Source organism: Pseudomonas sp. AK181 (genome assembly GCF_051122975.1).
Classification (GTDB): Bacteria; Pseudomonadota; Gammaproteobacteria; order Pseudomonadales; family Pseudomonadaceae; genus Aquipseudomonas; species Aquipseudomonas lactis.
This window is the reverse complement of the sequence record NZ_CP146348.1, coordinates 3,837,709-3,862,709: the sequence shown is the minus strand read 5'-3', so window position 1 is coordinate 3,862,709 and position 25,001 is coordinate 3,837,709. Positions and strand designations below refer to the sequence as shown.

22 protein-coding genes are annotated in these 25,001 nt (G+C 61.0%); 5 read left to right on the top strand and 17 right to left on the bottom strand.

Annotated elements, in window-relative coordinates; translation table 11 throughout:
- From V8689_RS17475 to copC, 7 genes are all read right to left on the bottom strand, one after another.
- On the bottom strand, nucleotides 1-528 hold the full coding sequence (locus tag V8689_RS17475) for a TRAP transporter small permease (RefSeq protein WP_056788014.1): 528 nt from the start codon (nucleotides 526-528) through the stop codon (nucleotides 1-3).
- A 64-nt stretch (nucleotides 529-592) separates the two neighbouring features.
- Nucleotides 593-1,555 (bottom strand): TRAP transporter substrate-binding protein, encoded by a 963-nt coding sequence (locus V8689_RS17470; protein WP_003192291.1) that lies wholly within the window; start codon nucleotides 1,553-1,555, stop codon nucleotides 593-595.
- A gap of 45 nt (nucleotides 1,556-1,600) precedes the next feature.
- Nucleotides 1,601-2,476: an SMP-30/gluconolactonase/LRE family protein gene (locus V8689_RS17465; RefSeq protein ID WP_056788011.1), complete on the bottom strand. Its 876-nt coding sequence runs from the start codon at nucleotides 2,474-2,476 to the stop codon at nucleotides 1,601-1,603.
- Nucleotides 2,477-2,502: 26 nt separating this feature from the next.
- The gene (locus V8689_RS17460) at nucleotides 2,503-3,321 is read right to left on the bottom strand and encodes an NAD-dependent epimerase/dehydratase family protein (protein ID WP_056788007.1); all 819 of its coding nucleotides are present in this window, start codon (nucleotides 3,319-3,321) and stop codon (nucleotides 2,503-2,505) included.
- Nucleotides 3,322-3,552: 231 nt separating this feature from the next.
- Nucleotides 3,553-4,815, bottom strand: coding sequence for an OprD family porin (locus V8689_RS17455; protein WP_056788005.1), 1,263 nt, complete (start codon nucleotides 4,813-4,815; stop codon nucleotides 3,553-3,555).
- Nucleotides 4,816-5,077: 262 nt separating this feature from the next.
- Entirely contained in the window at nucleotides 5,078-5,935 is an 858-nt protein-coding gene (gene copD, locus V8689_RS17450; RefSeq protein ID WP_056788002.1) for a copper homeostasis membrane protein CopD, read from the bottom strand.
- A gap of 3 nt (nucleotides 5,936-5,938) precedes the next feature.
- Entirely contained in the window at nucleotides 5,939-6,304 is a 366-nt protein-coding gene (gene copC / locus V8689_RS17445; RefSeq protein ID WP_056787998.1) for a copper homeostasis periplasmic binding protein CopC, read from the bottom strand.
- Between the two features lie 116 nt (nucleotides 6,305-6,420).
- Here copC and V8689_RS17440 point away from each other — a divergent pair, with 116 nt between their 5' ends.
- Entirely contained in the window at nucleotides 6,421-7,041 is a 621-nt protein-coding gene (locus V8689_RS17440) for a TetR/AcrR family transcriptional regulator (RefSeq protein ID WP_014719000.1), read from the top strand.
- Between the two features lie 124 nt (nucleotides 7,042-7,165).
- Here V8689_RS17440 and preA read toward each other — a convergent pair whose 3' ends face one another.
- The 3 genes from preA to hydA form a co-directional block, all read right to left on the bottom strand.
- On the bottom strand, nucleotides 7,166-8,440 hold the full coding sequence (gene preA / locus V8689_RS17435) for an NAD-dependent dihydropyrimidine dehydrogenase subunit PreA (protein ID WP_032896497.1): 1,275 nt from the start codon (nucleotides 8,438-8,440) through the stop codon (nucleotides 7,166-7,168).
- Entirely contained in the window at nucleotides 8,440-9,807 is a 1,368-nt protein-coding gene (locus tag V8689_RS17430) for an NAD(P)-dependent oxidoreductase (protein ID WP_056788071.1), read from the bottom strand. Before V8689_RS17430 ends, preA begins: the two co-directional genes overlap by 1 nt.
- 105 nt (nucleotides 9,808-9,912) lie before the next feature.
- A complete protein-coding gene (hydA, locus tag V8689_RS17425) occupies nucleotides 9,913-11,352 on the bottom strand; it encodes a dihydropyrimidinase (RefSeq protein WP_056787995.1) in 1,440 nt (479 codons plus the stop codon).
- Nucleotides 11,353-11,944: 592 nt separating this feature from the next.
- Between hydA and V8689_RS17420 the strand changes: the two genes are divergently transcribed.
- Nucleotides 11,945-13,432: an NCS1 family nucleobase:cation symporter-1 gene (locus V8689_RS17420; protein ID WP_056787992.1), complete on the top strand. Its 1,488-nt coding sequence runs from the start codon at nucleotides 11,945-11,947 to the stop codon at nucleotides 13,430-13,432.
- A 145-nt stretch (nucleotides 13,433-13,577) separates the two neighbouring features.
- Nucleotides 13,578-14,861 (top strand): Zn-dependent hydrolase, encoded by a 1,284-nt coding sequence (locus tag V8689_RS17415; RefSeq protein WP_056787990.1) that lies wholly within the window; start codon nucleotides 13,578-13,580, stop codon nucleotides 14,859-14,861.
- A 112-nt stretch (nucleotides 14,862-14,973) separates the two neighbouring features.
- Here V8689_RS17415 and V8689_RS17410 read toward each other — a convergent pair whose 3' ends face one another.
- From V8689_RS17410 to V8689_RS17400, 3 genes are read right to left on the bottom strand one after another with little or no spacing between them, the layout of a single operon-like run.
- Nucleotides 14,974-16,389 (bottom strand): efflux transporter outer membrane subunit, encoded by a 1,416-nt coding sequence (locus tag V8689_RS17410; protein WP_056787987.1) that lies wholly within the window; start codon nucleotides 16,387-16,389, stop codon nucleotides 14,974-14,976.
- Nucleotides 16,373-17,542 carry an efflux RND transporter periplasmic adaptor subunit gene (locus V8689_RS17405; protein WP_056787984.1) on the bottom strand — a complete coding sequence of 390 codons (1,170 nt, stop codon included), beginning with the start codon at nucleotides 17,540-17,542 and terminating at the stop codon, nucleotides 16,373-16,375. The genes V8689_RS17410 and V8689_RS17405 overlap by 17 nt, the downstream gene beginning before the upstream one ends.
- Nucleotides 17,532-20,753, bottom strand: coding sequence for an efflux RND transporter permease subunit (locus tag V8689_RS17400; RefSeq protein WP_056787981.1), 3,222 nt, complete (start codon nucleotides 20,751-20,753; stop codon nucleotides 17,532-17,534). The genes V8689_RS17405 and V8689_RS17400 overlap by 11 nt, the downstream gene beginning before the upstream one ends.
- Before the next feature lie 206 nt (nucleotides 20,754-20,959).
- On the opposite strand from V8689_RS17400, the gene V8689_RS17395 reads away from it, so the two are divergent.
- Nucleotides 20,960-21,370 carry a hypothetical protein gene (locus V8689_RS17395; protein ID WP_003192269.1) on the top strand — a complete coding sequence of 137 codons (411 nt, stop codon included), beginning with the start codon at nucleotides 20,960-20,962 and terminating at the stop codon, nucleotides 21,368-21,370.
- Here the strand turns inward: V8689_RS17395 and V8689_RS17390 are convergent.
- Nucleotides 21,367-21,528 carry a hypothetical protein gene (locus V8689_RS17390; RefSeq protein WP_177343014.1) on the bottom strand — a complete coding sequence of 54 codons (162 nt, stop codon included), beginning with the start codon at nucleotides 21,526-21,528 and terminating at the stop codon, nucleotides 21,367-21,369. The genes V8689_RS17395 and V8689_RS17390 overlap by 4 nt on opposite strands.
- A gap of 333 nt (nucleotides 21,529-21,861) precedes the next feature.
- On the opposite strand from V8689_RS17390, the gene V8689_RS17385 reads away from it, so the two are divergent.
- Nucleotides 21,862-22,527: a peptidase C39 family protein gene (locus V8689_RS17385; RefSeq protein ID WP_056787979.1), complete on the top strand. Its 666-nt coding sequence runs from the start codon at nucleotides 21,862-21,864 to the stop codon at nucleotides 22,525-22,527.
- Between the two features lie 127 nt (nucleotides 22,528-22,654).
- Here V8689_RS17385 and pbpG read toward each other — a convergent pair whose 3' ends face one another.
- The 3 genes from pbpG to V8689_RS17370 form a co-directional block, all read right to left on the bottom strand.
- On the bottom strand, nucleotides 22,655-23,578 hold the full coding sequence (gene pbpG / locus V8689_RS17380) for a D-alanyl-D-alanine endopeptidase (protein WP_056788069.1): 924 nt from the start codon (nucleotides 23,576-23,578) through the stop codon (nucleotides 22,655-22,657).
- 156 nt (nucleotides 23,579-23,734) lie between these two features.
- Nucleotides 23,735-24,304, bottom strand: coding sequence for an HD domain-containing protein (locus V8689_RS17375; protein ID WP_056787977.1), 570 nt, complete (start codon nucleotides 24,302-24,304; stop codon nucleotides 23,735-23,737).
- Nucleotides 24,305-24,393: 89 nt separating this feature from the next.
- Nucleotides 24,394-24,951 (bottom strand): helix-turn-helix domain-containing protein, encoded by a 558-nt coding sequence (locus tag V8689_RS17370; RefSeq protein WP_056787974.1) that lies wholly within the window; start codon nucleotides 24,949-24,951, stop codon nucleotides 24,394-24,396.
- Nucleotides 24,952-25,001 lie beyond the last annotated feature (50 nt).

Here is a 25,001-nt window from a genome sequence, read left to right as displayed (position 1 = left end):
TCAGGCAGCCCCTTCGTTTTCTTCAACCAGGTCGAAACGCACCACCTTGCGGTTGCTCTGGTCACCGAACAGCAGCTTTTCGACCACGAACACCAGGGTCAGCACGCCGCCAATCGGGATGGGCATATAGGTGATGCCCACGCGCAGGGTAGGGATGGCGCTCATGAACTGGTTCCAGGTGGACAGGCACAGCTTGGCGCCCCAAATCGTCATGAATACGCAGATGGTGCCCATCAGCAGTTGCGAGAGGATGCCGACGAGGCGGCGTTGGGCGGGCGGTAAGCGGTCAGTGATCATCGCCACCGACATGTGCGCACCGGCACGGTAACTGGCGGCGGCCCCGATAAAGGTGAACACCAGCATCAGCAGGATAGCGGTGGGCTCCGGCCAGCTGGAACCGGTGCCGAGGGCGTAGCGGGTGAAGATACCCCAGGGGATGATCAAGGCGACCCCCAGCACCGAAAGGCCGGCGACCCAGATGCAGGTCATGTAGAGGCGGTCATTGAAGCGCAGCAGTAAAGTCTTCATGGCGTTCACCGTGACCGGGCGCGTCGATACCGACCGCGCCGGGCCTTATGCAGGGCAGGGGAGGTTATTGAACCGCGTCGATGCGCTTGATCATGTCTGCATACGGCGCACCGTACTTGGCACGCACCGCGGCGGTGGCCTCATAGAAGGGCTTTTTATCGACCGTGATGAACTCCACGCCGGCCTTCTTGAGTTTCTCTTCGCTGCTGGCGGACTTAGCGTCCCAGAGCACGCGCTCATCGGCCTGGGCGGCCTTGGCAGCGGCCTTGACCATGTCCTGCTGGGCGGGGTCGAGCTTGTTCCAGGTGATTTTCGACATCACGATGGGTTCAGGCAGGATCAGGTGTTCGGTGAGGGTGTAGTACTTGGCGTTCTGGAAATGGTTGTGTTCCAGCAAGGTTGGCGGGTTGTTTTCCGCGCCGTCGATGACCCCGGTCTGCAGGGCGCTGAAGATCTCGCCGGTGTCCATGGCAATGCCGTTGGCGCCCATGGCGTTGAAGGCCTCGATGAAAATCGGGTTGCCTTGCACGCGGATCTTCATGCCCTTGAGGTCTTCGATCTTGCGCACCGGTTTCTTGGTGTAGAGGTTGCGCGTGCCGCCATCCATCCAGGCCAGGGCCACCAGGCCGAACTCGGAGTTGGTGATCTTGGCGAGGATCTCGTCGCCGATCTCGCCATCGATGACCTTGCGCATATGCGCCTGGTCACGGAACACGAACGGCAGGTTGAACACGTTCACGTCCGGCACCACCGGGCCGACGATACCGAGGCTGACGCGGGTCATCTGCACGGCGCCGACCTGGGCCTGTTCGACCACTTCCTTCTCGGAGCCCAGCACACCGCCGGGGAAGTACTTGAAGGTCAGCTCGCCGTTGCTCGCCTTGGTCAGGGCCTTGCCCATGTTCTCTTCGGCGACCACGGTGGGGTAGCCGGCGGGGTGGATGTCGGCGAACTTGATTTCCAGCGCGTGGGCGGCGCTGCTGAGGGTGAAGATTGCAGCGGCGAGCAAGGTGCGTTTGAAGTCCATGAAAGTCACTCCTGTCTTGTTATTGTTGTATTCAAGGCACAGCGATTAAACGATGAAGCGGGGTTCGGGCAGCCCTTGGACGCCGGGGTTGAGGGCGAACACGCCACCGGACAGCGACTGTTCACTCGGATCGTCACGGATAGACGTGACGTACAAAGTGTCCAGGCGGCTGCCACCAAAGGCGCACATGGTGGGTTTTTTCACCGGCACGCTCAGGGAGCGGTCCAGGCGACCGTCGGGGGTGAAACGGTGAATCAGCCCGGCGTCGTTGGCGCAGATCCAATAGCCGCCCTCGGCGTCCACGGCCGCACCGTCGGGACGCCCGGGGAAGTTGTTCATATCAATGAATACGCGGCGATTGGACGGCGTGCCGGTCTCGATGTCGTAGTCGAACGCCCAGACCTGTTGCACCTTCGGGTGCGAATCGGAGGCGTACATCGTGCGACCGTCGGGGCTGAAGGCCAGGCCGTTGAGGGTGATGAACCCGTCCAGTTGCATGTGGGGCGTAGCCCCGGACGCATAGCGATAAAGGACGCCCTCGGCGGCGTTCAGGCCCATGTCCAGCACCATGCTGCCGGCCCAGAAACGGCCCTGGCGATCGCAGCGGCCATCGTTCAAACGCATGTCCTTGCGTGAATGCTCGATGCTGGCCAGCGGCGTGGTGTCGAGGCTGCCGTCGTTGTGCGGCGTGAGCTGGAAGAAGCCGGTTTGCATGCCAGCCACCCAGTTACCCGTGTTGGTGCGGGCAATACAGGCGAGCATTTGCGGGGCTTTCCACGCCGCCAGATGGCCGGTGGCGGCGCTCCAGCGTTGCAGGCCGCCGTTGGGGATATCCACCCAATACAGCGCGTTTTCTTCAGGCACCCACACCGGGCATTCGCCCACGGCGTTACGGGCGTCGACAATCAATTCAGCGCACATGGTCATTCCCTTGGGTTGCTGGGCACTCAGTCACCGAACGGCCCCGCCGCGCAGAACGCACCGCCCTGGTAGACCTTGGCCGGGTCATCGGCGGCCACGGGCGGTTGGGCTTCGACCTCGGCGCGGAACACTTCGGAGCTGTCCTTGGGCGCAAAGCCCAGGTGTGCGGCGTAGCGGTTGTCCCACCAGGTATCAAGGTTGGCCGACATGCCGTACACCACGGTGTGGCCGACGTTGGGGGTGTAGAGCGCGCGTTCGAGCAGTTGGGTCAAGTCGTCGAAACTCAGCCAGGTGTGCATCATCCGGCGGTTCTGCGGTTGCGGGAACGAGGAGCCGATACGAATGCTCACGGTCTCGATGCCGTAGCGGTCGAAGTAGAAGCTGGCCATGTCTTCGCCGTAGGACTTGGACAGGCCGTAGTAACTGTCCGGGCGGCGCGGGGAGTGGGCGTCGAGTTGCTCGCCCTGCTTGTAGAAACCGATCACATGGTTGGAACTGGCGAAGATCACCCGCTTGACCCCGTGGCGGCGGGCGGCTTCGTAGATATGGAAAATGCCACTGATGTTCGCGCCCAGCACCTCTTCGAACGAGCGTTCCACTGACACGCCGCCAAAGTGTAGGATGGCGTCGACGCCTTCTACCAACTGATGCACGGCGTGTTTGTCGGCCAGGTCGCAGGTCTGTACCTCTTCGCGAGCATCGGTGGCGGGGGCCATTTCAGCGATATCCGAAAGGCGCAGCACGTTGGCATAAGGACGCATGCGTTCACGCAGGACTTTGCCCAGGCCGCCGGCGGCACCGGTGAGTAGCAGGCGGTTGAAGGGAGTGAGGGTGGTGGTGGTCATGGGCCTTCCAGATTTTTGTTGTAGGTTGTCGTATGACTATGCGGAAATAGTGTTAGGGATTCCGGGTGTTGTCAACTTCCTTCCAGGCCCATGAGATCAAATGTGGGAGCTGGCTTGCCTGCGATAGCGGTGAGTCAGAAAAGGGGGTGGTAACTGACCCACCGCTATCGCAGGCAAGCCAGCTCCCACATGGATGTGCGGCACCTTTGAGGTCGAGTTCGACCCCGGAACCTACAACAACGAAATCGGATAGCTGATAAAAATCCGGTTCTCATCGAACTCGTTATTGCTGAAGTCCCGGCGCATGGTCGAGTTGCGCCACTTCACATTGAGGTTCTTCAGTGCACCGCTCTGCACGGTGTAGGCCAGTTCCGACTCACGCCCCCACTCTTTGCCGTCGGTGATCGCGCCCGTGTGTACGTTGCTGCCGCTGATATAGCGGTTCATCAGGGTCAGCCCCGGAACCCCGAGTACCACAAAGTTGAAGTCGTGGCGCACCTGCCAGGACTTTTCCTTGGCGTTGTCGTAGCTGGCGTTGTAGCTGTCGTTGGCCAGGGTGCCGCCGCTGGTGCCGTTGATGCGCATCCAGGCGCTGTCGCCGCTGAGTTTTTGCAGACCCACGTAGAAGGTGTGGCCGTTGTATTTGGCCGAGAGCAGGGCGAACAGGGTTTTGTTATCGAGGTCGCCGGCCAGGGCGCTGCCGTCTTCCTTGCCGTTGAAGAAGCCGAGGTTGGCGCCCAGAGTCCAGTCGCCCACTGGCTGGCTGTGGGTGAGGTTGAGGTACTGCTGTTGGTAGATATCAGTCAGTTCGGCGTACCACAGGCCGACCTGGGTACGTTTGTCATTGAAGGTGTATTCGCCGCCGCCGAAGTTGAAGCGGTCTGAGGTGAACGCAGCTTTGCCGTTCATAAACATGTCTTCCATGCTCGCGTCGTTGCGTGGGCTGTTGCCGCGAAACTGACCGCCATAGAGGGTTAGCCCGGCAATCTCATTGGAGGTGATTTGTCCGCCACGAAAGGTCTGGGGCAGGGAACGGCCATCATCGGAACGCAGGATCGGCAGCACCGGCATCCATTCGCCAACCTTCAATTCGGTCTTCGACAGTTTGGTTTTCAGCGCGACACCCAGGCGCCCGAAATTGTCGGCGGGGCGGCCATCGTCATGTACCGGTAGCAGTTGCGTGCCGGCGGTGCCTTTGCCGCCATCGAGCTTTTGCGAATACAGGCCCAACACGTCAATCCCGAAGCCGACCGTGCCCTGGGTAAAGCCGGACTTGGCATCGAGGATAAAATTCTGCGTCCACTCTTCGGCCTTGCCCTGGGGGTTGGTGGGGTTGGTGAAGTTGCGGTTGAAGTAGGCATTACGCAGATTGAGCGTGGCCTTGGCGTCGTCGATAAAGCCTTCGGCATGGGCACCCAGCGGCAGGGTGACGGCCAGGCTGCCGAGGCCGAGAAGGCCCAGGCGCGTGCAGGAATGACGGGCGGATTGACTCACAGTGAGGCTCCCTTTGTTTTGTTGTTTTTATTATTTGTTATACGTCGTCGTACAACATTGAGCGCGATATTTGCGAGGTTTTCGGGGCGTGTCAAGCAGAAGTTATACGATGACTTGGGTGAAACGATTCAACTGATGGGGGCTCGGTCAGTGTGGGAGCTGGCTTGCCTGCGATGGCGGCGAGTCAGACAGTATGCAGTCACTGATCCACCGTCATCGCAGGCAAGCCAGCTCCCACATTGATTGCACTGCACAAGACTTTTCAGCCAGCGATGACCATCGGCGGCAGGGTGCCAAGTAGGGAAACCGCAGCCACCGCTGCAATGCCCAACAGCCACTCCATCATCACACTGGCTCTCAAACTGCCCAGGCGTTGCTCGCAGCGCTTGATACGCAACCGGTTCAACAACGCCAACCCGAGCATGCCCAGCACCAGTCCCACCTTGATCAGCAGGATCAAGGCAAACCCTTGGAACAGCGGCGTGGGCCACAGTTGCCCAGTGAGCACGCGCACGTTGATCAAACCGGTTACCAGCAGGCCGCCGACCAGGCCATATCCCACGCCACTGAAGCGGCGCAAAATCGGCTCCAAGCGATGGTCTTGCGCATGCCTGAGGATCAGCACCAACACCAGCAACCCACCGAGCCAGGCCCCAACGCACAGCAGGTGCACCACTTGGTTGAGGATCAGCAACTGCCCACTCAGCCCGTCGAGCATGGCGCCGTGGCCTACGGGTGCCAGGGTTGCCAGCAGCAGGGCGAGCAGCGGCAAGCGTAAGGCCGGCCAGGGCTTGATCAGCACGATCACCAGCAGCAGGTTCAGCAGCAGATGCCAGGCCCATACCTGGCCAAAAAAGGTCTTGCCCAGTACTAACTGGAGGGTGGCCGGTTGCAGCGCCGCGTCCCAACTGCCGGCCATGCTGGCGGTGATCAACAGCAACCACACAACACCGGTGACGAGCCCCAACCCGGCCAGGCCACGGGTGATGCGCAGCAGTTGCCGGTCCAGTGTCGGCTGCACGTGCGCGCCGAGCAGCCAGGGCCTGAACACCCAGGCCCCGAACATCAACAGCACGACGATGAAATGCAGGAAGCGGCACAGCACCAGCAGGGTTGCCATGGGTTATTGGCCGACCTTGAAGCTGTAAGTGCCTTCGCTTTTGTGAGTGTCGACGGACACTGCATGCCATTGGACTTTATAGGTGCCGCTTGCCAGCGGAGCGGCAGGCGTGACCACCAGGGTTTTCTTGTTGGCGTCCGGTGTTTCCAGGCCCTTGATGGCAATTTCGGTGCCGTCCTTGCTCAGGGATACCTTGGTGAAGGTGGCTTCGACGCCTTCGCTGAAGGTCAGGCGCAGGTCTTTCGGGGCGGCGACATTGCTGTCAGCCGCAGGTTGCGCGCTCTTGAGGTGGGCGTGGGCAAACGCCGCCGAGGCGCCCAGCAGGGCAGTGAACAGGACAGCAGCGGTCAGGGACTTCTTGAGCAACATTGTTCAATACCGATCAGAGGATAGGAGCCGGCAGTGTACGAAGTTTCGGCTTGGCCTGTCGCCCCGATCTAGAGCCGGTGGTAGTCTTTAGGTCGTGTTGTTGTCAGGGAGCCCTTATGGGCAATCACAAGATCGGAATTCGTCGGGTCAACGTCGAGAAAATCCTGCTGGCGGCGGAGAAGGTCTTCGCCAACAAGGGGTATGGCAGCACCGCCATGGCCGACATCGCCGAAGAAGCGCAACTGCCGCGCTCCAACCTGCATTACTACTTCACCACCAAGAGCGAGCTGTACAGCGCGGTGCTGTTCGACCTGCTGGAGTTGTGGAAGCAGGACGCCCTGAGCTTTGAAACCTTCGACGACCCCCGTGTAGTGCTCAGCAGCTACATCCGCGCCAAGATGCAGCGCTCGCGCACCCGGCCGTATGGCTCCAAGGTCTGGGCCAATGAAATCATTCACGGCGCGCCCACACTCGGCGAGGCCCTGGATGAAAGCCTGTACGACTGGGCCAAGATGAAGGAAGCGAAGATTCGCCAATGGGTGCAAGACAAACGCATCCTGCCGGTGGAACCGTCGAGCCTGCTGTACATGATCTGGGCCTCGACCCAGCACTATGCCGACTTCGACCACCAGGTGAAGATCTTGAATGATCACCAGCCGTTGTCGGACAGGCAGTTCGAGAAAGCCATTCAGACCGTGACCGGTGTGATTTTGCGCGGGATTGGGTTGGAGCCTTGAGCTGATCGTTCCCACGCTCTGCGTGGGAATGCCGCCCTGGACGCTCCGCGTCCGCTCTTGCCAGCGTGACGCCGAGCTTCACAGGATGCGTTCCCACGCGGAGCGTGGGAACGAGGGGCTAGGGTTACACCGCCTCCCGGTAAGGATTGCGCGGGTCCTGAGTCCAGTTCAAAAACGGCTTGCCGGTATCGATCGGCACCATCTCGATGCAGTCGGCCACCGGGCAGGTGATCTGGCACAGGTTGCAGCCTACGCACTCATCGTCGATCACCTCATACAGATGCGTGCCATCAGCCTGCTTCAAGCTGGCAATGGCCTGGTGCGAGGTGTCCTCGCAGGCAATATGGCAACGCCCACAGCCAATGCACGCCTCTTGGTCTATCTTGGCGATAACCTGGTAGTTGATGTCCAGGTACTTCCAGTCCGTGGTATTGCCCACCGCCCGCCCCGAAAACGCTTGCAGGTTGGCGTGGCCCTGGCTGTCCATCCAGCGCGACAAGCCGTCCTTCATTTCTTCAACGATGCGAAACCCATGCAGCATCGCCGCCGTGCACACCTGCACCGCGCCGCAACCCAGGGCAACAAACTCCGCGGCATCCCGCCAGGTGCCGATACCGCCGATGCCACAGATCGGCAGGCCATGGGTCTGTGGGTCACGGGCGATTTCGGCAACCATGTTCAACGCAATCGGCTTGACCGCCGAGCCGCAGTAACCGCCATGGGTGCTTTGGGTGCCGACTACCGGCAGGGCGACCATGCGTTCCAGGTCCACGCTGGTGATGGAGTTGATGGTGTTGATCAGCGACACCGCATCCGCGCCACCGCGATAGGCCGCCCGTGCCGCTACGCGGATATCGGTGATATTCGGCGTGAGCTTGACGATCACCGGCAGTGAGCAATACGTCTTGCACCAGCGCGTCACTTGCTCCACGTACTCCGGTACCTGACCGACGGCGGCGCCCATGCCCCGTTCGGGCATGCCGTGGGGGCAGCCGAAGTTCAGCTCGATGCCGTCGCAGCCGGTCGCCTCCACCAAGGGCAGGATGTTTTTCCAGGATTCTTCGACACAGGGCACCATCAGCGAGACGATCAGCGCGCGGTCCGGCCAGTCTTTTTTCACCTGGGTGATTTCCCGCAGGTTGATCTCCAGGGAACGGTCGGTGATCAGTTCGATATTGTTGATGCCCAGCACTTCGCGGTTGGCGCCATAGTGCGCGGAGTAACGCGACGACACGTTCACCGCCGCTGGATCTTCCCCCAGGGTTTTCCACACGACGCCACCCCAGCCGGCCTCGAAGGCGCGCACCACGTTGTAGGCTTTGTCGGTGGGCGGCGCGGAGGCCAGCCAGAACGGATTGGGCGCTTTGATACCGGCGAATACAATCGAGAGATCGGCCATTACGCAGCCTCCACGGTCAGCATGAGTTGGGCGTGCATGGCTTCGGCGGCCCGCTTGCCATGTTGTACCGCCTGCACGGTGAGGTCCTGGCCGAGGCTGACGCAGTCGCCGCCGGCATACACCCCAGGGATGCTGGTGCGCAGTTGCTCATCGACGAAGATGCGCTCGCCGACGCGGTGCAGTTGTTGGGCCAGCGGATCGTGCAGGGCGTCGTTGTCAAAGCCTTGCCCGATTGCCTTGAAGATCGCATCGGCGGCCAGTTCGAAGGTTTCCCCGGTCGGCAGCAGGCGACCGTTTTCCAGGCGGGTGCGCGCAAAGCGCATGCCGCGCACGCGGCCTTGGTCGTCGAGTAGCACCTCGTCGGGTTGGGCCCAGGTCAACAGCCGGACTTGATTGGCTTTGGCGATGTCCTGTTCGTGGTGGGTCGCGCCCATGTCGGCCAGGCCACGGCGGTACACCAGGTTGACATCGCGGGCACCGAGGCGGGCCATTTGCACGGCCATGTCGATGGCAGTGTTGCCGGCGCCGAGCACGATGCAGCGGTCGGCCAGGGGCAGTTGGGTGAGGTCGTCGGCCTGGCGCAGTTCGCGGATATAGTCGGTGGCGGCAAGCAGGCCCGGGGCGTCCTCAAAGGGCAGGCCCAGCTGTTTGCTGGCCGCGAGACCCAGGCCGAGGAACACCGAATCGAACTGCTGGTGCAGTTCGCTCAAGGTCAGGTTGTCGCCCAGGCGCTGGCCGTGGCGAACCTCGATGCCGCCAATCTGCAGGAGAAAATCCAGCTCCTTCTGGGCAAAGTCGTCCACCAGTTTGTATTTGGCGATTCCGTATTCGTTCAGGCCGCCGGCTTTTTCCCGCGCTTCGAATATCACCACGTCATGGCCGTGCAAGGCGGCGCGGTGGGCGCAGGCCAAACCGGCAGGCCCGGCGCCGACCACGGCGATGCGCTTGCCGGTGGGCGCGGCGCGTTGGAACGGGTGTTCGCTGAAGTGCGCGTTGTCGATGGCGTAGCGTTGCAACAGGCCGATCAACACGGGGGCGCATTCTTCGGCGTTATTACGTACGCAGGCTTGCTGGCAAAGGATTTCCGTCGGGCATACCCGTGCACAGCTGCCACCCAGGATGTTGGCCGAGAGAATTTTCTGCGCGGCGCCTTGCACGTTGTCGGTGTGGATATTGCGGATGAATGACGGGATGTCGATTTCGCTGGGGCACGCATTCACACAGGGTGCGTCGTAGCAGTACAAGCAGCGCGAGGCTTCCAGCTGGGCCTGTCGGGTGTTGAGCGGCGGTGCCAGGTCGGTGAACTGGCTGGCGAGGGTGGCCCCGTCTTCGCGGGGGTGGGGGAGGTGGGTCAGGGTCTGGATCACGGTGTTGGCCTCACGGTTATTGAGGTGCTGCCTCTGATGGGCGATCGTTCCCACGCTCTGCGTGGGAATGCCTCACTGGACGCTCCGCGTCCGCTTTTTTTGGATTCAGCGGTTCACAGCCACCGGCTTGGAAAGCGCTGCCCGTTTGCTCAACTGCTCGAACACCGACGGATACGCCGGCCGCTCCACGTACCGTCCGGCCCCTCGCTCGGCGCGCAGGTCCCCATCGGCCCACACCAGCTTGCCCTGGCTGATGGTATGGCTAGGCACCCCGCGCACGGTCTTGCCTTCGAAGATGTTGAAGTCCACCTGCTGATGGTGGGTCTTGGCGGAAATGGTCCGCGTGCCCTCGGGGTCCCATAGCACCAGGTCGGCATCGGCGCCCACACGTATCGCGCCTTTGCGAGGGTAGAGGTTGAAGATCTTCGCGGTGTTGGTGGAGGTCAGCGCGACAAATTCCTGCATCAACAAACGCCCGGTATTGACGCCTTCGTGCCACAGCAGCGCCATGCGGTCTTCAATGCCGGCGGTGCCGTTGGGGATCTTGCTGAAGTCATCACGTCCGGCGGCTTTTTGCTCGGCGCAGAAGCAGCAGTGGTCGGTGGCGGTGGTGTGCAGGTTGCCCGCTTGCAGGCCATGCCACAGTGCCTCTTGGTGCCCGCGCGGGCGGAACGGCGGGCTCATCACATAGCCGGCGGCGGTCTGCCAGTCGGGGTGTTGATACACACTGTCATCGAGCAACAGGTGGCCGGCGAGCACTTCACCGTACACCGCCTGGCCCTTGCCTCGGGCATAGGTGATTTCATCCAGGGCTTCCTTCGTCGACACATGCACCAGGTACAGCGGCGTGCCGATGGTTTCGGCAATCCGGATGGCACGGCTGGCCGCTTCGCCTTCCACCTGGGAGGGGCGCGACAGCGGATGGGCTTCCGGCCCGGTGATGCCCTGGGCCATCAGTTTGCGTTGCAGGTGATACACCAGCTCGCCATTTTCGGCATGCACGGTGGGCACGGCGCCGAGTTCCAGGCAGCGTTCGAAACTGGCCACCAAGGTGTCGTCGGCGGCCATGATCGCGTTCTTGTAGGCCATGAAATGCTTGAAGCTGTTGATGCCGTGGTGGCTGACCAACTCGGCCATTTCTTCGCGTACCTGCTCGCTCCACCAGGTGATTGCTACATGAAACCCGTAGTCGGCGGCAGACTTTTCGGCCCAGCCGCGCCACTGGTGGAAAGCTTCCATCAGCGATTGCTGCGGGTTGGGAATCACGAAGTCGATGATCGACGTGGTACCACCGGCCAAGCCTGCCGCCGTACCACTGAAAAAGTCTTCACTGGCCACGGTGCCCATGAAGGGCAGTTGCATATGGGTATGGGGGTCGATGCCGCCCGGCATCAAGTATTGGCCGCTGCCATCGAGTATTTCGCAGCCTGCGGGAATATCCAGATTCGTGCCAATGGCGCGAATTAGACCCTCTGCGCATAACACGTCGGCGCGGTAACTTTCATCATGGGTAATAACGGTGGCGCCACGGATCAACAGCGACATGTCGAGTTCCTCACAGGCTTGACCGGCTTGTGCCAGTTCTAAGTGTTGTAATACCGCATACCGAGGGCTGGTTAATTCCTGTCATCGGTGACAGGAATAGAAACTAGCCCGAGTTTTTCGAATGAGCAAGAAGATTTTTCGCAAACATTTATAGGTTTTATCTTATTGATTTATATAAGAAAAATCCTGTTTTCACCAAAATGAAGCACGCCCACCCTGTTTTGACGCACTTGACAGGTTCTTGATCTGATCAATATTTCTTATTGCAAATCAGGCGCTTGAGATATGCCGCTTGACGGCGTCGAGAAATAAAAATAATTGTGATGCACCAGATTGAGACCTGAAGTTCGAGCAACTTGCGTATTGTTTAGCCTGACGCATACGGCAAGTACCGCAGGCTCAATTGGAAAGCTGATAAACATCAGTACGTTATATAAGCGGTGCGGGTTCAGAGGCGGTTGTCGGCACGGTTATTGAGTGCACGGGCAGTTGGCCGGAACCCTGGATGTCATGTTGTCGATGCGGTACTCCGGCCACCTGAACCTAGCGTGCAGGTGAGCAACAATAATTTTAAAAAAACCGTGGAGCGGCCATGCAACAGAACAGATCGCAAGTTATCGAGCGCAACGGCCTGTACGAACTCGACGCCGGCCCCGACGTCCTCGACAGCCCTCGCTACAACCACGACATGGCACCTACCAAAGTGCACGAGCGCACCTGGAACAAATGGCACATCACGGCGCTATGGGTCGGTATGTCGATCTGCGTGCCCACCTACACCCTGGGCGGGGTGCTCACGGCGTATTTCGGGCTGTCGGTGGGGGAGGCGCTGGTAGCGATCCTGCTGGCCAATATCGTGGTGTTGATCCCGCTGACCCTCAACGCGTTTCCCGGCACCAAGTACGGCATTCCGTTTCCGGTGCTGCTGCGCTCGTCCTTTGGAATCCTTGGTTCCAACGTGCCTTGCCTGATCCGCGCGCTGGTGGCCTGCGGCTGGTTTGGTATCCAGACCATGTTCGGCGGGCTGGCGATCCACCTGTTTCTGGGCTCGATTTTCGATGGCTGGAAAGCCCTCGGCGGTACCGGTGAGGTGATCGGTTTCATGCTGTTCTGGTGCTTGAACCTATGGGTGGTGCTGCGCGGCGCCGAGTCGATCAAGCGCCTGGAAACCTTGTCGGCGCCGCTGTTGGTCGCCGTGGGAGTTGGCCTGCTGGTATGGGCGATGCCGAACGTGTCCCTCAGCGAGTTGATGGCGATCCCGCCCAAGCGCCCCGAAGGCGCGAGCCTCACCGGTTACTTCATGGCGGGGCTTACGGCGATGGTGGGTTTCTGGGCCACGTTGTCGCTGAACATTCCCGATTTCAGCCGCTACGCCAACAGCCAGAAAGACCAGATTCTGGGGCAGATCTTTGGCTTGCCGCTGACCATGTTCCTGTTCGCTGCCCTTGGCGTGGTCATGACTGCCGCCTCGGTGAAACTGGTGGGGGTCAGCGTCTCCGACCCGGTGAGCCTGATCGGTCATATCCAGAGCCCGGTGTGGGTGGCCATCGCCATGGCGCTGATCATCGTCGCGACCTTGTCCACCAACACCGCGGCGAACATCGTCTCGCCCACCAACGACTTCCAGAACATCGCGCCCAAGCTGATCAACCGCACCACAGCCGTGATCCTTACCGGCCTGGTAGGGCTGGCGCTGATGGCCCATGAACTGCTGAAAAAACTCGGGCTGATCGTCTCGGACGTGAGTCTTGAAACCGTGTATTCCAATTGGCTGCTGGGTTATTCGAGCCTGCTGGGGCCGATTGCCGGGATCATGGTGGTGGACTATTTCATAACCCGCAGACAACAGTTGGACCTGGCCGGCCTGTACCGCGATGACGTGTACCCGGCCTGGAACTGGAGCGGCTTTGTCGCCTTTGGCGTACCGGTGGTGCTGACGCTGCTGTCGCTGGGCAGCGACGCGTTCAGCTGGTTCTACAGCTACGGCTGGTTCACCGGCTCGGCGTTGGGCGGGGTGTTGTATTACGGGCTCAATGCCAAGCGTGCTAGCAGTCCACTCACCGCCAAATCCCCGTTGTAAACACGGTCCAGGTGGGAGCTGGCTTGCCTGCGATAGCGGATTATCAGTTAAAGCCGTGTCGACTGACACACCGCTATCGCAGGCAAGCCAGCTCCCACAGTTGACCGCGTTAATTCATAAGAACCTGTAGCCTGAGGAGACCCCCATGAACGCTGCCCTCGACGTTCTGCAATCGACCCATCAGCACATCAACCGCGACCGTCTGTGGCAGTCGCTGATGGACCTGGCCAAACTCGGCGCCACCCCCAAGGGCGGTGTGTGTCGCCTGGCCCTCACCGACCTCGACCGCAAGGCTCGCGACCTCTTCGTGCAGTGGTGTGAAGCGGCGGGTTGCACGGTGACCGTCGACGGCATCGGCAATATCTTCGCGCGCCGCCCCGGCCGCAATCCCGACCTGCCACCGGTGATGACCGGCAGCCATATCGACACCCAGCCCACCGGCGGCAAGTTCGACGGTTGCTTCGGCGTGCTGGCCGGTGTGGAAGTGCTGCGCACCCTTAACGACCTCAAGGTGGAAACCGAAGCGCCGCTGGAAGTGGTGGTATGGACCAACGAAGAAGGCTCGCGCTTCCCGCCGTGCATGATGGGCTCAGGGGTGTTTGCCGAGAAGTTCACCCTGGCCGATACCCTGGCCAAAGTGGATGCCGATGGGGTCAGCGTGGGGGAGGCGTTGAACGCGATTGGTTATGCGGGAACGCGGCCGGTCAGCGGGCATAAGGTCGGCGCGTATTTCGAGGCCCATATCGAACAAGGGCCGATTCTGGAGGATGAACACAAAACCATCGGCGTGGTGCTCGGCGCCCTCGGGCAAAAGTGGTTTGACCTGAAGCTGCGCGGTGTTGAGGCCCATGCCGGCCCTACACCCATGCACTTGCGCAAGGACGCCCTGGTAGGCGCGGCCGCGGTGGTGGCCGCCGTGAACGCGGCGGCGTTGGCGCACCAGCCCCACGCATGCGGCACGGTGGGTTGCCTGCAAGCGTATCCGGGATCGCGCAACGTGATTCCCGGTGAAGTGCGCATGACCCTGGATTTTCGTCACCTGGAACCGGCACGGCTGGATTCGATGATTGCCCAGGTGCGCCAGGTGATCGAGGACACCTGCGCCAAACATGGCTTGAGTTTCGACCTGCAGCCCACGGCGGACTTCCCGCCGCTGTACTTTGACAAAGGCTGCGTGGAGGCGGTGCGCGATGCGGCGAATGGCTTGGGCTTGTCGAACCTGGACATCGTCAGCGGGGCAGGGCACGACGCGATCTTCGTGGCTGAGCTGGGCCCGGCGGGGATGATCTTTGTGCCGTGTGAAGGCGGCATCAGCCACAACGAAATCGAAAATGCCGCGCCGGATGACCTGGCGGCAGGGTGTGCGGTGTTGTTGCGCGCCATGCTAGCTGCTTCAGCGGCCATCGCCAGCGGCAAACTCGCAGCCTGATCGTTCCCACGCTCCGCGTGGGAATGCCGCTCAGGACGCTCTGCGTCCGCTCTTAAAATCGTGACGCGGAGCGTCACAGGGTGCATTCCTACGCAGAGCGTGGGAACGATCATTAACCCGGCTGCCAGCCGCCGCCGAGTGCGGTCAAAAGTCCCACGCTCGCCTGCAACTGCCGGGTCTGCACCGCCTGCAACGTTCTCTGCGCCTGCAACGCAGCGGTTTGGGCGGTGACCACGTCCAGGTAACTCACCGCCCCGGCCTGATAGCTGTTCATCGCCAAGGCCTGGGTATGTTGCGCCGCCTCTGCCGCCGCTTGCTCGTCCTCGGCTTGCTGCTGCAAATCCCGCAGTTGTGCGAGGTTATCTTCCACCTCACGCACGGCTTTCAGTACGTGGCTGCGGTACTGTGCCGAGGCCTCCTCGAACTCGGCCTTGGCCTGGCGCTCATTGGCGCTCAAGCGCCCGCCATCGAAGATCGGCAGGTTCATCAGCGGCCCCAGCGCCCAGTACCGGTTGCCGGCGGACAGCAGGTTACCGACGCCTTGGGTCTGCCCGCCCAGCACACCGGTCAAACTAAAATCCGGAAACCACGCCGCCTTGGCCACGCCGATCGTCGCGTTGGCTGCAAACACGCGGCGTTCAGCGGCGGCAATGTCCGGGCGACGCTGCAGCAGGTGGCTGGGCAACTGCGCAGGAATGCCAGGCAACGCCATTAACTGTGAGCTGGGCGGTAATGAAAAATCACTGGCCGTCACGCCCACCAATTCGCCGATGGCATGCTCGGCGAGGTTGCGTTGACCACGCACTTCATCCAGCTGTGCCTGGGCTTCGGCCAGTTGGTTTTGTGCACGGGTCAGGTCCAGTTCCGACGCAATCTGGCCTTCATAACGGCTGCGGGTCAGTTGCAGCGCTTTGCTGAAGTCCTGCAACGACGTGTTGAGGATTCGGCGCTGTGCATCCAGACCATTGAGCTGCACATACAGGCTCGCCAACTGCTGTTGCAGGCTCAAGCGCACCACCGCCAGATCATCAAAGGACGCTTGCGCCTGGGCATCGCCTGCAGCGACCTGGTTGCGGATTCTGCCCCACAGGTCGAGGTCGTAACCCAGGGAGAACCCAGCGGTATTGCTGTTGTACACCGACGGCTGTGTAGTGCCGCGCAACGGTCGTGAATCCGATTGACGCTGTCGCTGCGGTTGCGCGCTGGCGGTGATTTGCGGGAAAAGGCCCGCGTGCAGTTGACTGGCATAGGCCTGGGACGCATCGAAGTGCGCCAGCGCCGCGGCCAGGTCCGGGTTGGCCTTGAGCAGTTGCTGTTGCAGCGCGTTCAGGCGCGAATCGTTGTAAAGCTGCCACCACTGGGGCGCCAATTGGTCCGACGGTTGCGCGCTGTGCCAGGGGCCATCGCTGGTTTGTTCACGGTAGTTCGCGGGCAGCTCAACCGACGGCACTGTATAGATGGGTGCCATCGAGCAACCCTGCAACGCCAGCAGCATCAACGCCGCCAGCGGCTTAAGCCTTGGGCGCATGGGCACCTCCCGAGGCGTCGGCCAGTTGCACCGGGTCGCCTTCGCGCAGGGCGTCGGGCGGGTTGTCGATGATGCGGTCAGCAGGCTTCAGGCCCTGGTCGATCACCAGGCGCTCGCCGAGGTCCAGGCCGATATGAATGTCTTGCAGGTGCACATGGTTGCGCCCGTCCAGTACCGCAACCTGGGTGCCCTGGGCGCGGAAGATCAAGGCGCTGGCCGGGATGCTCACGCCATGGGTGTCGGCCGGAATCGGCAGGGTGACTTCGGCGTAATCGCCCGGCAGCAGTTCGCCGTTGGGGTTTTCGGCGACGAACTGGGCGAGCAGGGTGCCGGAGCGGCGGTCGATGGCGGTGGAGTCACCAATCAGGCGCGCCTTGAAGTGCTCGCCAGGGTGCTCGGGGACGGTCAGTTCGGCCTCAAGGCCTGTATGGATGACCGCTGCATAGTTCTGCGGCACCGGCACATACAAACGCAGTTGGTGGGTGTCGGCAATGTTGAACAGTTCCGGATCGCTGGCGTTATCGGCCTTGATCAACTGGCCAATGTCGGTGTTGCGGGCGGTGATGGTGCCGGCGAACGGCGCGCGAAGGGTCTTGTAGCTTTCCAGGGCGCACAGTCGCGCATAGTCTGCTGCGGCGGCTTCGGTGTTGGCCTTGGCGGCTGCGGCGTTGGAGGTTTTTTCATCGGCATCCTGGCGCGATACCGAATGGCTGGCCAGCAGGTTTTGCCAGCGGGTCGCCGTGGTGGCTGCCAGGCGTGCGTTGGCTTGTTGCTGGATCAGACGCGCATGGGCCTGGGCCAGTTGTTGGTCGAGGTCCGGGCTGTCGATTTCGGCGAGGATTTGCCCGGCCTTGACCTGGGCACCGATATCGACTTTCCAGTCCTTCAAGTAGCCGCTGACCCGTGCATGGATCGCCGCCTGGCTCCACGCCTCCAGATGGGCGGGCAGGCGCAGGGTGTCACCGCCGGCGTTTGGCTTGGGTTGGAACACCATCACCTGGGGGACAGCGGCGGCTTCGGTCCAGGCGGTGACCGATTGCTCGTGCAGCGTGCGCGCATGCAGGCCGCTGGCGACCAGCAGGGCAGCCAACGTCAGGCCACCGACACCCAGGAGCATCAGGCGCTTGCGCGAGGGTTTTTGATCAGGCGACATGGGGCGTTTCTCCAGCAGTTGCGCGAGTAGGATGACGGCCGTGGACCAGGCTGAAGACCACGGGAACAAACAACAAAGTGGCGATGGTGGCGAAGATCAAACCGCCGATGACTGCCCGGCCGAGCGGGGCGTTCTGCTCCTCGGAAATCGCCAGGGGCAGCATGCCGATGATCATCGCCAGGGCGGTCATGCACACCGGGCGAAAGCGTGTGTAGCCCGCTTCCAGCGCGGCTTTCAACGCATCGCCATGTTCGGCCAGGCGCTCACGGCAGAAGCTCACCACCAGGATCGAGTTGGCGGTCGCCACGCCCATGCACAAGATGGCGCCGGTGAGTGCCGGTACCGACAGCGAGGTGCCGCTGAGAAACAGCATCCACACGATGCCCGCCAATGCTGCCGGTAACGCCGTGATGATCACAAAGGGGTCAGCCCACGACTGGAAGTTGACCACGATCAGCAGATAGATCAGCACCACCGCGCCGAGCAACCCGAAGCTCAAACCACTGAACGCCTCATGCAGCGCGTCGATCTGTCCGTGCAGGCTGATGGTCGCGCCTTTGGGGCGCATGGACGCCGTGTCATCCAGCACCTTTTGCACATCGCGGGCCACACCGCCGAGGTCGCGGCCTTGCACGTTGGCGTACAGGTCCAGAGTCGGTTCGATGTTGTAGTGGGTCACCACGGCCGGGCTTTGTACCCGGGAGATAGTTGCCACGCCGCCGAGGATTTGCGCCTGGCCATTGGCACCGGTCACCGGCAGCGCTTCCAGGGACGGCAGGCTGTCGAGACGGTATTGCGGGGTGGCGGCGACGATGGAGTAAGACACGCCGTTGGCCGGGTTGAGCCAGAAGGTCGGCGCGGTTTGCGAGCTGCCGGCGAGGGAGGCGACCATGCTGTTGGTGACGTCACGCTCGGTGATACCCAGGCCATTGGCGCGCATGCGGTCTACATTCACTTGCAGCGAGGGGTAGCCGGTGGACTGCTGGATACGCAGGTCGGCAATCCCCGGTACATGCTGCAAGCGCCGTTCAAGCTCGACGGCATAGGCGCGGTTTTCTGCGTCATTGCGCCCGGAGATTTTGACGTCCAGCGGGGCGGGAGCACCGAAGTTGAGGATCTGGCTGCTGATGTCGGCGGGCAGGAACGCAAAGTGGCTGCCGGGGAAACTTTGCGGCAGGGCTTCACGCAGTTTTTTCACATAGTCGGCGGTGGGCGCGTGGTGCGTTTTCAAGCTGACCTGGATGTCACCGTCCTGCGGGCCGATGGTGCCGCTGCTGCTGTAGGCCATGTCGATGCCGCTGAGCGGAATGCCGATATTGTCGACGATGGTGTCCAGTTCTTCGGCGGGGATGACCTCGCGGATCCGCGCTTCGATGCGGTCGAACGCCGCGGCGCTTTCCTCGATGCGCGTGCCCAGGGGCAAGCGCACATGCAGGGCCAAGGCACCCGCATCGGTGGCCGGGAAAAAGTCCTGGCCCAGGCTCGGCAACAGCAGGAACGACGCCAATACACACGCCAGGAACCCGACAATGAAGCGCTTGCGTGCGCCCAGTGCCAGCGTCAGCAGGCCATGGTAGGTGTCACGGATATTGGAAAAGTGCCGCTCGAATCCCTGTTGAAAATTCAGCACCGATTGCAGCAACGCATTGCGCGGTTTCAGGTGCTGTTCACCTTCATGGTGATTGATGAATGCATCTTCCGGATGATGCCCCGCGCCAGGCTCGGGCCTATGCGGTTTGAGCAAAAACATCGCCAGCGTCGGCACCAGGGTGCGTGAGAGGATGAACGAACTGGCCATGGCGAAGATCACCGCCAATGCCATCGGCCGGAACAGGTAACCGGCGATGCCTTGCAGCAAAAACATCGGCACGAACACGATGCAAATGCACAGCAGTGAGACGAACGCCGGGCCGACGATTTGCGCGGCGCCGTCGAGAATCGCGGTCTTCACCGCCTTGCCTTGCTCCAGGTGCCAGTTGATGTTTTCGATGGTCACCGTGGCGTCATCCACAAGGATGCCCACGGCCAACGCCAGTCCGCCCAGCGTCATGACGTTGAGGGTTTGCCCACTGACAGCCAATAGCGCGATGGCCGAAAGCACCGCCAGGGGAATCGACGCGGCGATGATCAAGGTCGAGCGCCAACTGCCGAGAAACAGCAGGATCATCGCACTGGTGAGCAATGCGGCAATGATGCCTTCCTGGGCCACGCTGCCCACCGACTGTTTGACGAACACCGACGCATCGCCCAGCAGCGAGGTTTTCAATGACGGCGGCAGGGTTTCGTTGATGCGCGGCAGCATCTGGCGGATACCGTCGATGATCGACAGCGTGGAAATGCTGCCGTTTTTCAGCGCCGGCATCAGCACGGCGCGATGGCCGTCGACCCGCACGATGTTGGTTTGCGGCGGTGAGCCGTCGCGCACATGGGCCACTTGGCCGATGGTGATCAGCGCACCGTCGACGGTCTTGATCGGCAAGTCGTTGAGCTCATTGATGGCCTTGGGGCTGTTGTTGAGCAGGATCGTGTATTCGTTGGGGCCCAGCTTGGCAGTGCCCACCGGAATGATCTGGTTCTGCAGCGCCAGGGCATTGCCCACATCCTGAGCCGACAAGCCTTTGGCGGCGAGGGCTTGGGGGTCGAGGTCGAGGGTGATCTGCCGTTGCTTGCCGCCCATCGGCGTGGGCATGGCCAGGCCGGGCAGGGCGCTCAAGGGCAGGCGGATATTGTTCTGCACCAGGTCACGAATTCTGGCTTCCGAAAGGCTAGGGCTGGAGAACGCCATTTGCAGGATCGGCACCGTGGAGGCGCTGTAGTTGAGGATCAGCGGCGGAGTGATGCCCGGTGGCATTTGCTTGAGCACGGTTTGTGACACCGCCGTGACCTGGGCATTGGCGGTACGGATATCCACGCCAGGTTGGAAGAAGATCTTGACGATGCCCATGCCGGGCAACGATTGCGACTCGATATGTTCGATGTCGTTGACGGTGGTGCTCAGGGAGCGTTCGTAGGTGTAGATCACCCGACCGGCCATGGCGTCCGGGGACAGGCCGTTGTACTGCCAGACCACGGCGACCACGGGAATGCCGATATCGGGAAAAACATCCGTGGGCGTGCGCAGGGCCGCCATCGGCCCGATGATGCAGATGAATATAGCCAGCACGATGAAGGTGTACGGCTTGTGCAGTGCGGTCTTTACCAGCCCGAGCATGCGTGAGTCTCCGAGAAGAGCAGGTTTGCAAACCCCGGCAGTCTTGCCCGACCCACCTAACACGCACCTTTCAGCCAGGTGAAGGAAGTTTTAGTTAACGGCTGAAGATCCTTTCATAGGGATTCATTTGTTCTCGGTAGGGCAGCTCATCAAGCTTGTCAGCCATCGGATACGACCTTTTCATTCATGCCCTTTGGAGCCCTGTCATGTCACTTAAACCACTGTTGTTAGTTCCCGTCCTTGGCTTTGTCTGTTTGTTGTCGGCGTGCGCCGGCCCGATCCCCAAGGCGGACCCCAGCCAAGCCTGGATCGGCTTGCAGGAAGAAGCGCCGAATGACCTGATGGCCGAGCGTGTCGATGGCAAGCGCGTGGACGATGGGCGCTATTTCGAAGTGACCCCGGGGGACCATCGCCTGGACGTGACCTTATTTGAAGACGAGCCGGGTGACGACAACCAGCAGGACTGCCAGGGCCGCATCGAGTACAAGCATTTCAAGGCGGGTGAGCACTACACCCTGGTGGAGTCGAGCCTGGGCACCACGGTGCGCGCGTCCCTTGAGGACGGCCACGGCAAGGAAATTGCCGCAACCCAGGACTTCAATTGCATGCCTGGCTAAGCGTGATGCACCGTCGCCTTGCGCGGCTCGGCGGGTTCAGCAGGTTTGACGTGGGGGTGATGATGCCGGCGCGTCACGCGCATGACCCCCCACAGCATGGCGGCGGCGACGGCCAGCCAACCACAGATCAACAGGAAAATCGTTGTCGCAAGGCTCATTCGGGCCTCCTTTCGCCCACTTGGGGCACACACAGTCTTCTCAGTGGACAGTCTAGTCAGCTGGCGGTTGCCTGCTATTGACCAATGGTCGAGTCCGTCCAACTTGTTTGCTCTATCGTCACCGCTTTATTGCACGGGTCGGCTATAGATATCTTGCGCGGCTTCCTGTAGGAGCGAGCTTGCTCGCGAAAAACGTCAACGATGACGCGGGCTTCCTGAATAAACGCGGCGCCCTCAATTTTTTCGCGAGCAAGCTCGCTCCTACGGGATAGAGAAAGCGCGATTGGGCTATGATCGGGGCCTTTACCGGCAGTTGATCAAGAGAGTAAAAAATTGCGCTTACGGTCGAAACTTAAAACTTCCTTGCTACTGGCCGTTGCCCTCGGGTTGGCGGCCTGTTCCAGCAACACTCCATCGAAACTGCCTGGCTTGCCCGAGCGCGTCGAACTCAATGGCGTGCCGACCTTTCGCAGTGAGGCTTATCAGAGCGGTCCTACGGCACTTGCCAGCATGCTGTCGCAACAAGGCATTGTCATGACACCGGGTTTGCTTGATAAGCCGCTGCGCCTGCCCGGCGCCGAGGCGGACCTTGAGCGCAACATGCAGGTGCTGGCGCGTGAGTACGGGCTGATGGTGTACCCATTGGACGCCAAGCTGACCGCCGTGCTGGCGCAGGTGGCGGCGGGTTACCCGGTGATGGCGCGGATCAACGCCAGCTATTGGTCCGGGGCGCGTTATGTCGTGGTGGTGGGGTTCAACCAGCAGAAGAGTACGGTGCTGTTGCGCTCAGGCAATGAGCGCCGCTTGAGCATGAGCTTCAGCGACTTTGAGTCGGCGTGGAAGGGCGCGGGCCATTGGGCCATCCTGACCCAGCGCCCGAGCCAGTTGCCGGCCAACGTGGACGGGCAACGCTGGCGCGATGCGGCCAATGCCACGGCGCAGGCGGGGCAGGAGCAAGCGGCTGCCCAAGCGCTCAAGGTTTTGGCAGAGAAGAAGTGAAACTCAAATAATGTGGGAGCGGGCTGTGGGAGCGGGCTTGCTCGCGAAGGCGCCGTGTCAGTCGCTGAATGCTTAGGCTGACCCACCGCATTCGCGAGCAAGCCCGCTCCCACAGTAAAATCGTTGCTTATCGACGTACTTCCGTAGCGGTCGCTCGATTCTTGAGGTTTTTATCAGCCTTGTAACGCAGCGCCACATCCGGCACTGCGCCGCCTTTGCCGGTCTCGACCCAGCTACGAATACGGCTGGCATCGGCAAAATGGGTGAACTTGCCAAAGGCATCCAGGATCACCAGCGACACCGGGCGGTTGCCCATACTCGTCACCAGCACCAGGCAATGGCCGGCCTGGTTGGTGAAGCCGGTCTTGGTCAGCTTGATATCCCAGTTGGCGCGGTTGATCAGGTGGTCGGTGTTGGAGAAGCCCAAGGTGTAGTTGGGCTTGCGGAACGACACAGTCTTTTCCTTGGTGGTGCTCAACTGGCTCAGCATCGGGAATTTACGCGCATAGGCCAACAGCTTGCTCAGGTCGCGGGCGGTCGACACGTTATGGATCGACAGGCCGGTGGGCTCCACATAGTGTGTGCTGGTCATGCCCAGGGATTTGGCCTTGGCGTTCATCGCCGCAATAAAGGCCGCGTAACCGCCAGGATAATGGTGGGCCAGGCTCGCAGCGGCGCGGTTTTCCGAGGACATCAGCGCGATCAGCAGCATTTCCTTGCGCGGCATCTGGCTGCCGATCTTCACCCGGGAGAACACGCCTTTCATCTCGGGCGTGTCGGTGATGTTGATGTCGATGTACTCGTCCATATTCTGCTTGGCTTCGAGGACGATCAGGCCGGTCATCAGCTTGCTCACCGAGGCGATGGGTACCACCACGTCGGGGTTGCTGGAATAAATGACTTTATTGGTCTGCAAATCGACCAGCATGGCGCTGCCGGAGGCGATCTGCAGCTTGGAGGCGTCACGCGGGGCCAGGGTGGTTTCGGCGGCGTGGGCGAAGGTGCCTGTCAAAGCAAAAAACAGGCTGATAATAGAAAGACGAATTTTCACGCGGATGAACTCGCTAAAAAGTAAGGAAATGCCGTTGTAGAACGGATCTTGTGACAAATGACGTTACATTTTAGGAGTATGGATCAGAAAGCGATAGAGAGCCTTTAAATAAAGGCTGTAAGCCGATGATTGGTCGGGCTTGTAGCGATTTTTAACCTACTGCTTTGATATTTTTTCCCGAGTGTCCTCATCGATAAGCTGTCGAAGTTGCTCAAACAGAGGGTCGGCATCTGTGTACTTCTTGCCGTAAGCCAGATTGAACTCGTAATTGAAGTCCGGTGGGTTCTTGCCCTGATTGTGCTGGAGCAGCGTTTCCAGCTTGTCCAGCGCCTTGACGGCTTTTGCCTCCGCAGACTGTGCGTGTTCATAGTCATCCCAGAGCGCCAATATCTCAGCTTTCAGCGGCTCATCCAGCGCCGAGGTCAGAAGCACAAGATCGTCTCTCTCTTGCTCGCCCTTGTTGGGAAACGCGGCCTGGCTGACGGCCGGGATGTCTCCATTGATGGCCTCACCCAGATCGTGAATGACACACATCTTGAGGATCTTCAGCATGTCGAGCTCGGCCAGTTGATCTTCGAAAACAATGGCCATCAGGCAAAGACGCCAACTGTGTTCCGCCGTGCTTTCGGTGCGCCCGGAAGAGGTGTGTGCACTTCTGAGTACATCCTTGAGTTTTTCCGTTTCCCGCAGGAATTCGAGGCGCCCTTTGATTTTGTCGATGTTCATGAAGTTTTCTGTCTCCAGTGGCGAAGGGAGTCAGATTAAGCCCGGGTAGGCTGAACGTCCACGCATACAATATGCATAGCGCAGGGCAGTCAAAGCGTCTCCACCAAACGCGCTGATGTACCGTCTGAAAGAGGGATGCGCGTCCACCGACAGCCGCTCTGGCTGATAGGCACAACCAGTGAGTCATTGTGGCCGGTGACGAATTCGATCGCCGGTGGCGCACTGACTTCCCTCCACCCGGTTTCATCCAGGGAGAGTTCCTTGCTGATGATCTGCGGTGTCGCAAAGCGCCATAGCGAACGCCCCAGCAATTCGCTGACGGGGCTTGCGAATTGGGCTGCGCGGGCAGGCGAGCAAGCCAGCAGACGGTGGGTCAGGTTGCACATGAGATGAACGGGTCGTGAGCTTTCTCTGACCAGGCGAGCCAAGGCTTGATCGGCGGCCGCATCAAGGCGGGCAGCGAGCAATTGCTCAAGCTGTTGGTGCGCGCAGGGGTCGATTGCCTGTACGCCGCTTTCCCAGCGCGAAATAGTGGATTGGGTGACGTTGAACAACTGCGCAGCGTGGGCTTGTTTGACTCGATGCAACAAGCGCCACCGCCTGAGCGCGATGCCAGGCAAGGCTGGCTTTGGGAAGATGCCAGGCATTTCTGATTCCGGAAGAGTGGCGGCTTTTGGCTAGTTTGTTTAACGCAATA